Below are 14,233 nucleotides of genomic sequence, written 5' to 3'. Positions count from 1 at the left end.
AAGCCGCCGCCGCGCGCTCGATACGGTGGCGGTGATGTGGGCAAAACTGTTCGGGCTGGTCGCGACCGTCGCGATCATCGCCGGGTTAACCTGCGCGGCGCCCGCGTTCGCGGACGGCAATCAATGCGCACCGCCCGGGGTGGAGAGCGCCACCGTCCTGCCCGAAGACCTCACGTCTTCCCGCACGACCGGAGACTCCGGCATCGCGGACGACACCGACACGACCGCGTCGGTGATGGCTTTGAGCTCGGTCGACACCGCGGCGCTGGGCCTCGGGACACCCGGCATTCTGCTGGCCGGCACCCTGTCCGACGCCCCACCCAGCACCTGCATCAACGCCACCGGCCGCTTCACCGGCTTCGACAACGAGCTGCTGCGCGCGATCGCCGGGAAGCTGGGCCTGCAGGTGCGTTTCGTCGGGACCGATTTCTCCGGCCTGCTGGCCCAGGTGGCATCGCGCCGCTTCGACGTGGGTTCGTCATCGGTGAAGGCGACCGATGCCCGGCGGCACACCGTGGCCTTCACCAACGGCTATGACTTCGGCTTCTACTCCCTGGTCGTGCCCCCGGGGTCGAGCATCAAGAAGTTCACCGACCTGGCGCCGGGCCAGCGGATCGGCGTCGTGCAAGGCACGGTCGAGGAGACCTACGTCGTGGACACCCTGCACCTGCAGCCGGTGAAGTACCCCGACTTCGCCACGGTGTACGCCAGCCTGAAAACCCATCAGATCGACGCGTGGGTGGCACCGGCCAACCAGGCATCGAGCGCGGTGCGACCGAGTGATCCCGCGGTGACTGTCGCCCACACCTTCGGCACCGACGACTTCGTCGCCTACGCGGTCGCCAGGGACAACCAACCGCTGGTCGATGCCCTGAATTCCGGGTTGGACGCCGTCATCGCGGACGGGACCTGGGCCGAGCTCTACAGCAAGTGGGTGCCACGCACCCTGCCGCCAGGCTGGAAGCCGGGATCGAAGGCGGCCGCGTCCCCCAAACTGCCCGATTTCGCCGCGATCGCCGCCGAGCACCACCGCAAGCCGGTGCAGCCGTCCGCGCCCAGGTCAACGCTCGGGCAGCTGCGCGACTCATTCCTCGACTGGGACATGTACCGCCAGGCCATCCCGACGCTGCTGACCACCGGGCTGCCCAACACGTTGATTCTGACCGGCAGCGCCGGGATCATCGGCCTGGCCGTCGGCTTGGCGTTGGCCGTCGCCGGAATCTCGCATAAGCGCTGGTTGCGATGGCCGGCCCGGGTATACACCGACGTCTTCCGCGGGCTGCCCGAGGTGGTGATCATTCTGATCATCGGGCTCGGCGTGGGTCCGGTGGTGGGCGGGCTGACCGACAACAACCCCTATCCGCTGGGCATCGCCGTCCTGGGCTTGATGGCCGGGGCCTACGTCGGCGAGATTCTTCGTTCCGGGATCCAGAGCGTCGACCCCGGCCAGCTGGAAGCCGCCCGCGCGCTGGGCTTCAGCTACTCGGCCGCGATGCGGCTGGTCGTAGTGCCACAGGGGGTACGACGGGTGCTGCCCGCGTTGGTCAACCAGTTCATCGCGCTGCTGAAGGCCTCGGCGTTGGTGTACTTCCTGGGGTTGATCGCCAGCCAGCGTGAGCTGTTCCAGGTCGGGCGCGACCTCAACGCGCAAACCGGCAACTTGTCGCCGCTGGTGGCGGCCGGCATCTGCTACCTGATTCTGACCGTGCCGCTCACGCACCTGGTCAATTACATCGACGGCCGGCTGCGCCGGGGCCGCACCAAACTCGAGCCCGACGATCCCCCGGAAGTCGTCACCTCGACCATCGGCACGGAGATGACGTGACGCTCCCCCGTGATCCGGTTTCGCTGGCGGCCAAGGATATTCATCAGGTCCTCGGCGGAACCGCGGTGCTGCGCGGGGTGAGCCTCGAGGTGCCGGCGGGCACCACCACCTCCGTGATCGGCCCGTCGGGCTCCGGCAAGTCGACGCTGCTGCGCGCATTGAACCGGCTGCGCGAGCCCGACAGCGGCGACATTCTGCTGGACGGCCGATCGGTGCTCCGCGACAATCCCGACGAACTGCGTCAGCGCATCGGCATGGTGTTCCAGCAGTTCAACCTCTTCCCGCACCGCAGCGTGCTGGACAACGTCGCACTCGCACCGCGCAAACTGCGCCGCCTGCCCGCCGACGCCGCCCGGGAACTGGCGCTGCACCACCTGGACCGGGTGGGTCTGAAGGGCAAGGCCGGCGCCCGTCCCGGCACCCTGTCGGGTGGTCAACAACAGCGGGTGGCGATTGCCCGCGCGCTGGCCATGGCGCCGCAGGTGATGTTCTTCGACGAGGCCACCTCCGCGCTGGATCCCGAGATGGTCAAGGGCGTCCTGGGGCTCATCGCCGATCTCGGCGCCGACGGGATGACGATGTTGGTGGTCACCCATGAGATGGGCTTCGCGCGATCAGCCTCCGATGCCGTCGTCTTCATGGATCACGGCAAAGTCGTCGAGTTCGGGCCGCCGGAGCGGATATTCGACGCCGCCGAGACCGAGCGGCTGCGGCGGTTCCTCGCCCAGGTGCTGTGACCCGGCATTATTCGACCCGGGCGCGCCCGCGTACCGCATTGTCTCCGCCCACGGGCGTGGCGGGTTAGACTGCCGATTTATGGCGGACAGCGAACCTACAGCGCCCGAGGTGGCGGAGCTGGCGGAGGGGTTGCACCGCTCGCTGTCCAAGCTGTCCACCATCCTGCGCCGCGGCGATCCGACCAATACCGCGGTGGCCGGGGAGTTGACGCTGGCCCAGCTTTCGATCCTGATCACCCTGCTCGACCGGGGGCCGATCAGGATGACGGACCTGGCCGCACACGAGCGGGTCCGCACCCCCACCACCACGGTGGCGATCCGCCGGCTCGAGAAGATCGGGCTGGTGAAGCGCTCGCGCGACCCGTCGGACCTGCGTGCGGTACTGGTCGACATCACGCCGCAGGGCCGGGCGGTGCACAACGAGTCGCTGGCCAACCGCCACGCCGCGCTGGCGGCGATGCTCAGCCAGCTGTCCAAGTCCGACCTGGACATCCTGATGGAGGCGCTGACTCCCCTGGCCCGACTCGCCAGCGGTGAGCCGGCCGCGCCCGCGGCGGCCACCGACGAGGCGTGAAAGTGTTTGTTGCCAAGCAGATTGGTAACTACTGACAGATGCCCACCGCACTCATCACCGGCGCCAGTGGCGGCATCGGCGCCGCCATCGCGACGGCGCTGGCGCCCACGCACACGTTGCTGTTGGCCGGTCGGCCGTCGGCGCGGTTGGATGCTGTCGCGGAGCGGCTGGGCGCCACCACGTTTCCGCTGGACCTGACCGACCCCGATTCCATCGACGCCAGTTGCGAAGTCGTCGACGAGCTCGACGTGCTCGTGCACAACGCCGGAGTGTCCATCCCCGGCCGGGTCGACGAGTCGCATGTGGACGAGTGGCGCGCCACCTTCAGCGTGAATGTCTTTGGCGCCGTGGCCCTTACGTTGGCGTTGTTGCCGGCGTTGCGGCAGGCCCAGGGCCGCGTGGTGTTCATCAACTCCGGTTCCGGCCGCAATGTTTCGCCGGGCATGGCGTCCTATTCGGCCAGCAAGTTCGCCCTGCGCGCCTTCGCCGATTCGTTGCGCGCGGATGAGCCCGCGTTGCTGGTGACGTCGGTGCACCCCGGCCGGGTGGACACCGACATGCAGCGTGAACTGGTCGCCTACGAGGGCGGCGAGTACGACCCGTCGAAGTTCCTGCGTCCCGAGACCGTCGCCCGGGTGGTCGCCGACGTGGTGGCCACCCCCCGGGACGGCCACGTGCATGAAGTGGTGATCCGCCCGCGCTGATCAGCAGGTCAGACGACGAGGTTCACCATCCGGCCGGGTACCACGATCACCTTGCGTGGCGTGGCACCGTCGAGAAACGCCTGCACCTTCTCGTCGGCCAGTGCGGCGGCCTGGACCGCGTCGGTGGCGGCGTCCGAGGCCACCACCACCCGGCCACGCACCTTGCCGTTCACCTGCACCGGGTATTCGACGGTGTCGTCCACCAGGAAGGCGGGATCGGCCACCGGGAAGGGGCCGTGCGCCAGCGACGTGGTGTGGCCCAGCCGCAGCCACAGTTCTTCGGCCATGTGCGGGGCCAGCGGAGCCAGCATCAAGACCAGCGGTTCCACCGCGGCACGCGGTACCTCGCCGCGGTACTGCTTGGTGAGGTGATTCGTGTACTCGATCAACTTGGCGGCAGCGGTGTTATTCCGCAGTGCCGCATAGTCTTCCGAGACGCCGGCGATCGTGCGGTGCAGTACTCGCTGCGTCTCAGCGGCGGGGTCTGCGTCGGCCACCCGGGTTTCGCCGGTGTCCTCGTCGATCACCAGACGCCACACCCGTTGCAGGAAGCGGTGCGCGCCAACGACATCCTTGGTGGCCCACGGTCGGGATGCCTCCAGCGGACCCATCGACATCTCGTATACCCGCAGCGTGTCGGCGCCGTAAGCGTCGCACATCTCATCCGGTGAGATCGAATTCTTCAGGCTCTTACCGATTTTGCCGAATTCCTGGAAGACCTGGATCTCGCCGTCGGGGCCCGGGTACACAAATCCGCCGTCGCGCTCGATCACTTCTTCGGCGGGTACGTACGATCCGCGCGCGTCGGTGTAGGCGAAGGCCTGGATATAGCCCTGGTTGACCAGCTTGCGGTAAGGCTCCCAGGAGCTGACGTGTCCCAGGTCGTAGAGAACCTTGTGCCAGAAGCGGCAATACAGCAGGTGCAGTACCGCGTGTTCGGCACCACCGACGTACAGGTCAACACCGCCCGGGTCCCCCGGACCGTGCTCGGCCGGTCGCGGGCCCATCCAGTAGGCCTCGTTTTCCTTGGCGCAGAAGCGTTCTGAGTTGTGCGGATCGGTGTAGCGCAGCTCGTACCACGAACTGCCGGCCCATTGCGGCATCACGTTGGTGTCGCGGGTGTAGGGCTTCAGGCCGTCGCCGAGATCGAGTTCGACGTGCACCCAGTCCGTTGCTTTCGCCAACGGCGGTGACGGCTCGCTGTCGGCGTCGTCGGGATCGAACGACACCGGTGAGTAGTCGGGCACGTCGGGCAGTTCCACCGGCAATGCGGCTTCGTCGATCCCGTGGGCGCGCCCGTCGGCGTCATAGACGATCGGGAACGGCTCGCCCCAGTACCGCTGCCGCGCGAAAAGCCAGTCGCGCAGCTTGAATTGGATGCGGGCCCGGCCCCGCCCCTCAGACTCCAGCCGTTGCGTCATGGCTTGTTTGGCATCGGCGACGCTCTTGCCGTCCAGGAAGCCGGAGTTGACCAGGACACCGTCACCGGAATGGGCCGCCTGCGAAACATCGCCACCGGCAATGACTTCGACGATCGGCAGCCCGAACTGCCGGGCGAAGTCCCAGTCGCGCTGGTCGTGGCCCGGCACAGCCATGATCGCCCCGGTGCCGTAGCCGGCCAGCACATAGTCGGCGATGAAGATCGGTACCGACTCACCGTTGGCCGGGTTGGTGGCATAGCTGCCCAGGAAGACACCGGTCTTCTCCCGGCTTTCCTGACGCTCGAGGTCCGACTTGGCAGCGATGGCACGGCGGTAGGCGGCCACCGAGTCGGCCGGGGTGGCACCGCCGTAGGTCCAGGCTTCCGGTACGCCTTCGGGCCAACCGGCGGCGACCACTTCGTCGACCAGTTCGTGCTCGGGCGCCAGCACCAGATAGGTGGCGCCGAACAGCGTGTCGGGCCGGGTAGTGAAGACCTCGATATCGGCGGCTGAGCCGTCCGGCCTGGTCGCGGCAAACAGTGCCGTAGCACCGGTCGAGCGTCCGATCCAATTGCGCTGCATGGTCTTGACCTGATCCGGCCAGTCCAGGCTCTCGAGGTCGTTGAGCAACCGGTCGGAGTACGCGGTGATCCGCATCATCCATTGCCGCAACCGCTTACGGAACACCGGGAAGTTACCGCGATCGCTGCGGCCGTCGGCGGTGACCTCTTCGTTGGCCAGCACCGTGCCCAGACCCGGGCACCAGTTGACCATCGAGTCGGCGCGATATACCAGTCGATACCCGTCGACCACGTCGGCCCGCTCCCCCGCCGACAACTGCGCCCACTGCCTACCGTCGTCGAGAACCCTTGCACCGGAATCGAACTCGGCGATCAGCTCGCTGATCGGGCGGGCTCTGTCGGCGGCGGGGTCGAACCAGGCGTTGTAGATCTGCAGAAAGATCCACTGCGTCCACTTGTAGAACTCCACGTCGGTGGTGGAGAAGCTGCGCCGGCTGTCATGGCCCAGACCCAACCGGCCCAGCTGACGCTGAAAGTTGACGACGTTGGCCTCGGTCCTGGTGCGCGGGTGGGTGCCGGTTTGCACCGCGTACTGCTCGGCGGGCAGACCGAATGCGTCGAAACCTAACGCATGTAACACATTACGGCCGAGCATCCGGTAGTAGCGGGCGTAGACGTCGGTGGCGATGTAACCCAGTGGGTGGCCGACGTGCAGCCCCTCCCCCGACGGGTAGGGAAACATGTCCTGCACGAACAGCTTGTCGGCGGGAACGGTTGAGCCGTCCGCGGGAGCCAACGAGCCGACCGGGTTGGGCACGTTGAACGTACCCAGCTGAGCCCAGTTGTCCTGCCAGGTGCGTTCCAGCCCGGCCGCGAGCTCGGCGGTGTAGCGGTACCGCGGTGCATCCGCATCGGGTCCGGCGGTCGGCGATTCTGTCACGCCCAACAGGGTATAAGGGCCGGTCTGGAAGCGGCCGCGCCGAGGCCGCCGGGCACGGGTTGGTATCGGTTCCGTTGCGCACCGGTCAGAGGTTCATCCCAGCTCGATTTCGGGCATGGTCGACGCCGCTGAGCAGGGGTTACATTCGGCCTCGATGGTGGGCAGTGACGCCCCGGCTATTCCGGAGGGACCGATCGAGATGAAGAGGATCGCGCGCAGCTGGCGAACACTCGTGGGTGGTATGGCCGCCGGCGTCGTCGGCGTCGTGATGGTTGCAGGCGGGACTGCTTCGGCAGAACCTCTGGTCCCCCAGCCGTCGCTGCCCGGCCCGGTCCCCATGCAGCCGGGCACCCGCCGGCGCAGAGCAACGGGGTGTTCCCCGGCGGTGTCAACCGCTTCGCCCCCGCACCCGCGCAGGCCCCGGCTCAGCTGCCCCTGCCGATGCAGGTGCCCGCTCCGGCGGCCGCGCCGGTTCCGGCGGTGGCACCCGCGGCCGTTCCCGCCGCCGGGCCGGCTCCCGCCGTGGCCGCGCCACAGCCGCCGGCGGTGACTCCGGCGACCACGGGCACGCTGCGTGAATACCTGGAAGGCAAAGGCGTCAAGCTCGAGGCGCAACGCCCGCTGGGGTTCAAGGCGCTCGACATCACCGTGCCGATGCCGCCCCGCTGGACCCAGGTGCCCGACCCGAACGTGCCCGACGCGTTCGTGGTGATCGCCGACCGGGTCGGCGGCACCAGCGTGTACACGTCGAACGCGCAGGTAGTGGTCTACAAGCTGGTGGGTGACTTCGACGCCACGGAGGCGATCAGCCACGGCTTCGTCGACAGCCAGCGGCTGCTCGCCTGGCAGACCACGAACGCGTCCCTGACCAGCCTCGGCAGCTTCCCCTCCTCGGTCATCGAGGGCACCTACCGCGAGAACGACATGACGCTGAACACCTCGCGGCGCCACGTCCTGGCCAGTTCCGGATCCGACAAGTACCTGGTATCGCTGTCGGTGACCACGGCCGCGACGCAGGCGGTCAGCGACGCGCCCGCCACCGACGCCATCGTCAGCGGCTTCCGGGTGACCACACCCGGCGCGGCCGGCCAGGCTCCGGCGCAGGCCGGAACGCCCGCGGCGCCGGCCGCACCCGCAGCACCCTTGGCACCCGCTCCGCAGGCACCCGCCCGATCGACCGTGCCGGCTGTCCCCCAGGCGGCCGCCCCGCCGGCCGCAGCGTCGCCGCGGGCCGTGCCCGCTCCCGGCCCGGTGTCCGCCGAGCCGCCCCTGGTCACCTTGACGCCGGCCCCTGCGCACTAGCCGGCCGGTGGAGCCCGGCGCGCGGATCGATCGCCGGGCTCGTATGGTTAGCGCATGCTTATTGCGGGCGTGGTGTGCGTATGTGCGGCCATAGCGTCAGCCGCATTCGGTGCCTGGTCGCTGTCCCACACGCCCACCACTGACGCCACCCAGCTGGCACTGCGCTCGATGGCACCTACGCAGTTCGCCGCCGCGATCATGCTCGCCGCCGGGGGAGTGGTGGCGCTGGCCGCGTCGCCGCAGACCGCGGTGGTGGTGGTGATCGTCTGCATCCTGGGGGCCCTGGGCACACTGGCCACCGGGTCTGTGCAGAGCGCGAAGTATGCGCTGCGCCGTCAAGTCGCCCCGGCCGAGTCCGCCGGCTGTACCGGCAGCTGCGCGGGCTGCACTCTGTCCTGCCACTAAGTCCTGCACTCGCTTGAGCGCGCATGCCGCGTCAAGTTGGGTATAAATACCCACAGCTCAGAGCGGTTTTTCGTGGCGGCTGCGCCGCATACTGTTAGCCGTGAGTGCAAGTCCGGAATCATCCGCTGTGTCGCGAGTACGGGTCGCGTTGAGCCGACGCTACCGAGTCGCCGTGTTGCTGGTGATCACTGCTGCGGTCGTCGTCGTCGTGACGGTGATGTCGCTGTACCGACTTCCTTTCCTGGACGGAATGGTCGGGGCAGGCGGTGGGGGGCCGTGTTTCGGTCCGACGATCGACTGCGGGCCGGGCCGAACCGTCGGCCCCGCGGCCACGACCACCCAGCCGCCCGCTACGCCGGCGCCCAGCAGCGACCCCCGATGAGTTCGCCTGCTGTTGTTGGCCACCCCTCGTCGTCGGCGCCGTGAGCCCGGCGGCCGGAGCCGCCGGCCCGTTGCTCAGTCGAGCGACCGCGGCGGGTATGCCTGAGCGGTGGACCACCTCGACATCTGCACATGCCCGGCCAACCGTCCAGGTCGCTCGGGTGCTGAGGTCGGGGCTCCTCGCGCTGCACGGCGTCGAGCTGATCGCGCTGGTCGGTGCGGCCTGGGCTTGCGGTGGCCGGTGGCATCCCGGCGGCGATGTGACCCGGCTCCCGGCCGTTGCGGTGGCGGTGGCGGTGGCGATGGTGATGGTGGGTTGGCAGATCTGCCGGCTGCTTCGCGGGTGCAGTTCGCTATCCGCTTCCGGGCTCGCGGTCCAGTCGGGAATCTTGATGACGGCCATCGCGGTGGCCACCCAGAATGGTTGCGCCGGGGCCGCTGGGATCGCGCTCGCAACCGGCATTCTGGCCGGATGGGGTCGGTTGGCGCAGACCGGACCCGACGCCGCGGGCTCGGCCCGACTGTCCGTGCGGCCGACTGCCGGCGGCGATGAGTTGGCGCCGGATTCCGATCAGCACGGCGTCGCGGGCGGGCCGCCGGCCGCTGCCGGTGCAGCGCTGCTGGGGGTGCTGACCATCGCGCTGGTCCTCGCCGCACTCAGTGTGCGCAGCGGCATCGTGTTCGGACTGGCGACTCTCGCGGTCATCTTCGTCCCGCTGGAACGGCTCTTCCCGCTGCACGCGCATCGCGTGCTGCGGCGAGGATGGCGGACCGACGTGGTGCACTACCTGGTCAACGGAACCGCGTTGAAGTTCGGACTGATCGCGACGGCGGTCGGCGCCGGCGGATTCCTGCGTGCGTTGGTGCCCGAACCCCTACGGGTCGCCGTTGCCGCGAGTCCGGCCTGGGTGCAGATCGTGGCGGGATTGGCGATCTCGGCTGTCGGCAACTACGCGGGACATCGCGCCGCGCACGAGATACCTCTGCTGTGGCGTTTCCACCGGGTCCATCACAGCGTCCGCGAAATGGATTGGCTCGCGGCCAACCACCTGCATCCCGTGGACGAGACCTTCATCCGGTCCGCCGCGGTGTTACCGCTCTATGCGCTCGGCTTCGGCCGGGTAGGCCTGGGCGCGTTCGCGATCGTGATGACGCTGCAAGCGATCTTCATTCACGCGAACTTGAAAGCAGGGTTCGGCCCCCTGCGATTGCTGATCGCTACCCCGCAATTCCACCACTGGCATCACGCCCGCGAACCGCGGGCCCATAACAGCAACTTCGCGGGGGAGTTCCCGGTCCTCGACGCGATCTTCGGGACTCTGTACCTGCCGGTCCACCGCTGGCCGGCACAGTATGGTCTCGATGACGTGGAACCGGCCGGCTACCTGCGTCAACTCGCCTGGCCGCTGACAAGCCGGCGCAAGACAATCAAGACCGCGGCGCCGCTTCGGCTAGTTCCGGCTCAGGTCGATCGGGTGCGTGGCAAGCATCGCCAACGGCAACGGCTGCCGGCGCAACACCTGCCCCCACAGGTCTGACCGGGGCGGGGCCAGAACGTCAGACGGCAACGCAGACAACACAATCCAGTCGTCGCGCTCGATTTCGCCTTCGAGCTGTCCGATGGTCCAACCGGAGTATCCGGCGAAGATCCGCACGCCTTCCACCACCGGCGCGATCAGATCCGGCTCGGCGTCGAGATCGACCATCACCATGCGGCCCGCGACATGCCGCAGTCCCGGTACCCCGTCCGGATCGGCCCCGACGCGCAGCACCGCCAGGCACAGCGCCGCGTCCCGCTTCACCGGGCCGCCGATGAACATCGTCTTGGGCTTGGACGCGAGCTTGGCCCACTGCGGCAGCACGTTGTAGACGGCCGTCTCGCTGGACCGGTTCAGCACCACGCCCAGCGTGCCACCCTCGTTGTGCTCGACGATGTAGATGACGCTGCGCCGAAACGTCGGCTCCAGCAGATCGGTGTTGGCCAGCAACAAGGTACCCGCCCGCACCCGCTGGGCGGCGGGTGCGAAGTTGTCCTCAGGATCTTCGTGCTGCGCCACTATCACATCATCGCACCCGATGCCCGATCGCCGGTGCAAACAACCGCGCGCGATGAAGATTTGTACTGTGATTGGGACGGCGCAGGGCCGACCCGCCCTTGCCTGTGCCGATCGTGGAAGTGGGTTCAGTGATTCGCACCCGGATGCAGGCAAGCGCACCCGTCGAATTGTGGCGGTCGGTGCGCGCCCTGCCCGACTTCTGGCGACTTATGCAGGTGCGCATGGCAAGTCAGTTCGGCGACGGTCTGTTCCAGGCCGGCCTGGCGGGGGCATTGCTGTTCAACCCGGACCGGGCCGCCGATCCGCTGGCGATCGCGCGCGCGTTCGCGGTGTTGTTTCTTCCTTATTCGCTGCTCGGGCCGTTCGCCGGCGCGCTGATGGACCGGTGGGACCGGCGCCTGGTGCTGGTCGGTGCGAACAGCGCGCGGCTGTGCTTCATCGTCGCGATCGGCACGATTCTCGCGGTCGGGGCCGGCGATTGGGTGCTGCTGGGCGCCGCGCTGCTCGCCAACGGTCTGGCCCGGTTCGTGGCGTCCGGTCTGTCGGCATCGTTGCCGCACGTGGTGCCGCGCCAGCAGGTCGTCACGATGAACTCGGTGGCTACCGCGGCCGGCGCGGTCTCCGCCTTCCTGGGTGCCAATTTCATGCTGCTGCCGCGCTGGCTCGGCGGCGCCGGCGATCACGGCGCGGCGGCGGTCATCTTCACTGCGCTGGTTCCGGTGGCATTGGCGCTGCTGCTGTCGCTGCGGTTCGCGCCCCGGGTTCTTGGTCCGGACGACACCAAACGGGCGATTCACGGCTCCGCGGTGTACGCCGTGGTCACGGGGTGGCTGCACGGCGTGCGGACGGTGGTTCAACTCCCGTCGGTAGCCGCCGCCCTGTCGGGGCTGGCCGCACACCGGATGGTTGTCGGGATCAACTCGCTGCTGATTTTGCTGCTGGTGCATCACCTGAAGAACGTCGACGGCGACGGGCTGGGTACCGCTCTGGTGTTCTTCGCCGCGACGGGTCTGGGGGCTTTTCTGGCCAACATGCTGACCCCGGTGCTGGTGCGGCGCTGGGGCCGGTACGCCACGGCGAACGGTGCTCTGGTCGCCGCGGCTGTCATCCAGACGGCGGGCGCGGGGCTGTTGCTGCCGGTCATGGTGGTGTGCGGTTTCCTGCTCGGCATTGCCGGCCAGGTGGTCAAGTTGTGCGCCGACTCGGCGATGCAGATCGATGTCGACGACGCGTTGCGCGGGCACGTGTTCGCGGTTCAGGACGCCCTGTTCTGGGTGTCGTTCATCGTCGCGGTGACCGTGGCCGCCGCGTTCATCCCCGACGACGGACGCGCACCCGCGTTTGCGCTGTTCGGTTCGGTGATTTATCTGATCGGGCTGCTGGTGCACAGCCTGGTCGGCCGTCGAGGACGTGCTAGGGAGGTTCTGGGATGACTGGTTCAGCTGCGTTCGTCGCCGATCTGCAGGCCGAGAGTGACGGGCTCGACGCGCTGGTCGCACCGCTGCCCGCGGAGCAGTGGGCCACGATGACGCCCGCCCCGGGGTGGACCATCGCCCACCAGATCGGCCACCTGCTGTGGACCGACCGGGTGTCACTGCTATCGGTGACTGACGAGGCCGCATTCGGCGAGGCGCTGACCGCCGCCGCCGCAGACCCGGCCGGGTTCGTCGATGCCGGCGCAGAGGAACTGGCGGCGCTGCCGCCCGCCGAGCTGCTGGCCGACTGGCGCGACACCCGTCGGCGTCTGCACGAGGCCCTGCTCGGCGTCGCCGACGGACGCAAGTTGCCGTGGTTCGGACCGCCGATGAGCGCCTCGTCGATGGCCACTGCCCGGCTGATGGAGACCTGGGCGCACGGGCTGGACGTGGCAGACGCCCTGGGTGTGACCCGGCCGCCGACGGACCGGCTGCGCTCGATCGCGCACATCGGGGTGCGGGCCCGCGACTACGCGTACATGGTCAACGGTTTGACGCCGCCGAGCGAACCGTTCTACGTCGAGTTGCGCGGGCCGGGCGGAGACACCTGGTCCTGGGGGCCGCCGGAGGCGGCCCAGCGTGTGACGGGCTCGGCGGAGGATTTCTGCTTCCTGGTCACCCAGCGGCGGCCGCTGAGCTCGCTGGAGGTAACGGCGGTGGGGGAGGACGCGCAGCAGTGGCTGGGGATCGCGCAAGCGTTCGCGGGCCCGCCCGGCGTCGGGCGATGAGCGCGCGTCAGCGCGCGAAGAGAGCCGACGCCATCAGCCTGAGCGTCGGGCGATCGTAGGGGCTTTGGCTGCGCCGACCGTGAGGCTGGCCGCACAGTCGGCGCCGAGTGTGAAGCCAGCTTCACAGTCGGCAACGGGTCCTAGCGAGGATCGACGACGACGCGTGCCCGCGTCACATCCTTATCGGCTTCTTTGCCCGCCTCACCACGCGCCAGCATGCCTGCCGGGGTCATCGGCAGCGGCGTGCCACCGGTCGAGACCGTCGGACCCCGCACTTCGGCGGCGTTGAGCACGCCGGCCCGCAGGCCGGCCGGCTTCCCGCCCGCCTCCGGCTCAAAGCTGCTGGTGGGCCGGGTATAGCTGGTAAGCCCAGCACCGGGGAATCCGCCTGCTGCACCAATGCCGCCGCCCGCGGCGCTCCCGCCGGCCGCCACCGCGGGTTCGGCGACGGCCGCCGCACTTGGGGTCCCCGCGGCGGGAAACATTCCACCGAAGGCCTGCATCATCCCCTGGGGCAGGCTGGTGACGCCCTGCATGGCCTGCATCGGCGCCTGCAGCATCTCTTTGAGCGGTTCGGTCGCCCCCGACACCATCTGCATCGGTGCCTGCATGAATGAACTCAATTGGCCGGTCGCCTCGGCGGGAGAGGCCGCGCTCTGGCCCACCGTCTGCCCCGCTTGGCTCGATGCCTGCATGCCGGTCTGCGCCGCGGCCTGGGCCACCGCTTCCGCCGCGGCGGCCGGCGCGGCCGGTGAGGCGCCCATCGGCGCGATCGGCGGAGGCACCGCCAAGGCTGCGGTCAATGCACTCAGGGCACCGGAGTACGCCCAGCCCACTCCGGAGTTGTGCGGCCAGTGCTCGCCGAAGTACTCGCCGTCCCGCTCCACGATTCCGGGCGTGTTCTGGCCGAACCAGGGGGTCTGGGCGGGGGTCAAGTTGCCCGGCGGGCAGTATCGCAAGCGCGAGCAACTCGCGCACGCCCACGAGGTGTTGCGACGGATCGCCGCCGGAGAGATCAACGCCCGGGAACTGCCCGAGAACGCAGCCCTGCTGGCGAGCCGGGAACGCGAGCTGGAGACCAACCAGCTTCCGCTGAGCTCGGTGATCCTGCATCTCCCGGCCGCCAAGGTGGGTCCGCGTTCGGCGGCCTGAGCAGCGTTCAT

The 14,233-nt window shown here is 68.9% G+C and carries 13 protein-coding genes and 1 pseudogene; 11 read left to right on the top strand and 3 right to left on the bottom strand.

Going from position 1 to position 14,233, the window contains the following annotated elements; translation table 11 throughout:
* The first annotated feature begins 34 nt into the window (after window positions 1–34).
* The 4 genes from AO501_RS13120 (at window position 35) to AO501_RS13105 (ending at window position 3,840) form a co-directional block, all read left to right on the top strand.
* Complete coding sequence (locus AO501_RS13120) at window positions 35–1,825, top strand: ABC transporter substrate-binding protein/permease (RefSeq protein ID WP_055578176.1); 1,791 nt, start codon at window positions 35–37, stop codon at window positions 1,823–1,825.
* A complete protein-coding gene (locus AO501_RS13115; protein WP_055578142.1) occupies window positions 1,822–2,562 on the top strand; it encodes an amino acid ABC transporter ATP-binding protein in 741 nt (246 codons plus the stop codon). Before AO501_RS13120 ends, AO501_RS13115 begins: the two co-directional genes overlap by 4 nt.
* A gap of 79 nt (window positions 2,563–2,641) precedes the next feature.
* A complete protein-coding gene (locus tag AO501_RS13110) occupies window positions 2,642–3,136 on the top strand; it encodes a MarR family winged helix-turn-helix transcriptional regulator (RefSeq protein WP_055578141.1) in 495 nt (164 codons plus the stop codon).
* A gap of 38 nt (window positions 3,137–3,174) precedes the next feature.
* On the top strand, window positions 3,175–3,840 hold the full coding sequence (locus AO501_RS13105) for an SDR family oxidoreductase (protein ID WP_055578140.1): 666 nt from the start codon (window positions 3,175–3,177) through the stop codon (window positions 3,838–3,840).
* Window positions 3,841–3,848: 8 nt separating this feature from the next.
* On the opposite strand, the gene leuS is transcribed toward AO501_RS13105, so the two are convergent.
* Complete coding sequence (leuS, locus tag AO501_RS13100; protein WP_055578139.1) at window positions 3,849–6,722, bottom strand: leucine--tRNA ligase; 2,874 nt, start codon at window positions 6,720–6,722, stop codon at window positions 3,849–3,851.
* A gap of 199 nt (window positions 6,723–6,921) precedes the next feature.
* Between leuS and AO501_RS13095 the strand changes: the two are divergent.
* The 4 genes and pseudogenes from AO501_RS13095 (at window position 6,922) to AO501_RS13080 (ending at window position 10,348) form a co-directional block, all read left to right on the top strand.
* Window positions 6,922–8,024, top strand: a pseudogene (locus tag AO501_RS13095) (LpqN/LpqT family lipoprotein).
* Window positions 8,025–8,078: 54 nt separating this feature from the next.
* On the top strand, window positions 8,079–8,429 hold the full coding sequence (locus AO501_RS13090; RefSeq protein ID WP_055578138.1) for a hypothetical protein: 351 nt from the start codon (window positions 8,079–8,081) through the stop codon (window positions 8,427–8,429).
* Between the two features lie 100 nt (window positions 8,430–8,529).
* Window positions 8,530–8,811 carry a hypothetical protein gene (locus tag AO501_RS13085; RefSeq protein WP_156452527.1) on the top strand — a complete coding sequence of 94 codons (282 nt, stop codon included), beginning with the start codon at window positions 8,530–8,532 and terminating at the stop codon, window positions 8,809–8,811.
* Between the two features lie 160 nt (window positions 8,812–8,971).
* Window positions 8,972–10,348, top strand: a complete 1,377-nt coding sequence (locus AO501_RS13080) for a sterol desaturase family protein (protein ID WP_055578136.1) — start codon at window positions 8,972–8,974, stop codon at window positions 10,346–10,348.
* On the opposite strand, the gene AO501_RS13075 is transcribed toward AO501_RS13080, so the two are convergent.
* Window positions 10,262–10,870, bottom strand: coding sequence for a YqgE/AlgH family protein (locus AO501_RS13075; RefSeq protein WP_156452530.1), 609 nt, complete (start codon window positions 10,868–10,870; stop codon window positions 10,262–10,264). The two genes, AO501_RS13080 and AO501_RS13075, sit on opposite strands and share 87 nt — an antisense overlap.
* Before the next feature lie 101 nt (window positions 10,871–10,971).
* Here AO501_RS13075 and AO501_RS13070 point away from each other — a divergent pair, with 101 nt between their 5' ends.
* Window positions 10,972–12,300: an MFS transporter gene (locus AO501_RS13070; protein WP_156452529.1), complete on the top strand. Its 1,329-nt coding sequence runs from the start codon at window positions 10,972–10,974 to the stop codon at window positions 12,298–12,300.
* Entirely contained in the window at window positions 12,297–13,070 is a 774-nt protein-coding gene (locus AO501_RS13065) for a TIGR03084 family metal-binding protein (RefSeq protein WP_055578134.1), read from the top strand. The genes AO501_RS13070 and AO501_RS13065 overlap by 4 nt, the downstream gene beginning before the upstream one ends.
* Before the next feature lie 140 nt (window positions 13,071–13,210).
* On the opposite strand, the gene AO501_RS13060 is transcribed toward AO501_RS13065, so the two are convergent.
* Entirely contained in the window at window positions 13,211–13,681 is a 471-nt protein-coding gene (locus AO501_RS13060) for a hypothetical protein (protein WP_055578133.1), read from the bottom strand.
* Between AO501_RS13060 and AO501_RS40515 the strand changes: the two genes are divergently transcribed.
* Window positions 13,680–14,222 (top strand): hypothetical protein, encoded by a 543-nt coding sequence (locus tag AO501_RS40515; protein WP_306237553.1) that lies wholly within the window; start codon window positions 13,680–13,682, stop codon window positions 14,220–14,222. The two genes, AO501_RS13060 and AO501_RS40515, sit on opposite strands and share 2 nt — an antisense overlap.
* The last annotated feature ends 11 nt before the right edge of the window (window positions 14,223–14,233 follow it).

The organism is Mycobacterium gordonae (assembly GCF_001417955.2).
In the GTDB taxonomy this organism is placed as follows: domain Bacteria; phylum Actinomycetota; class Actinomycetes; order Mycobacteriales; family Mycobacteriaceae; genus Mycobacterium; species Mycobacterium gordonae_B.
This window is presented reverse-complemented; position numbering and strand designations above follow the sequence as displayed.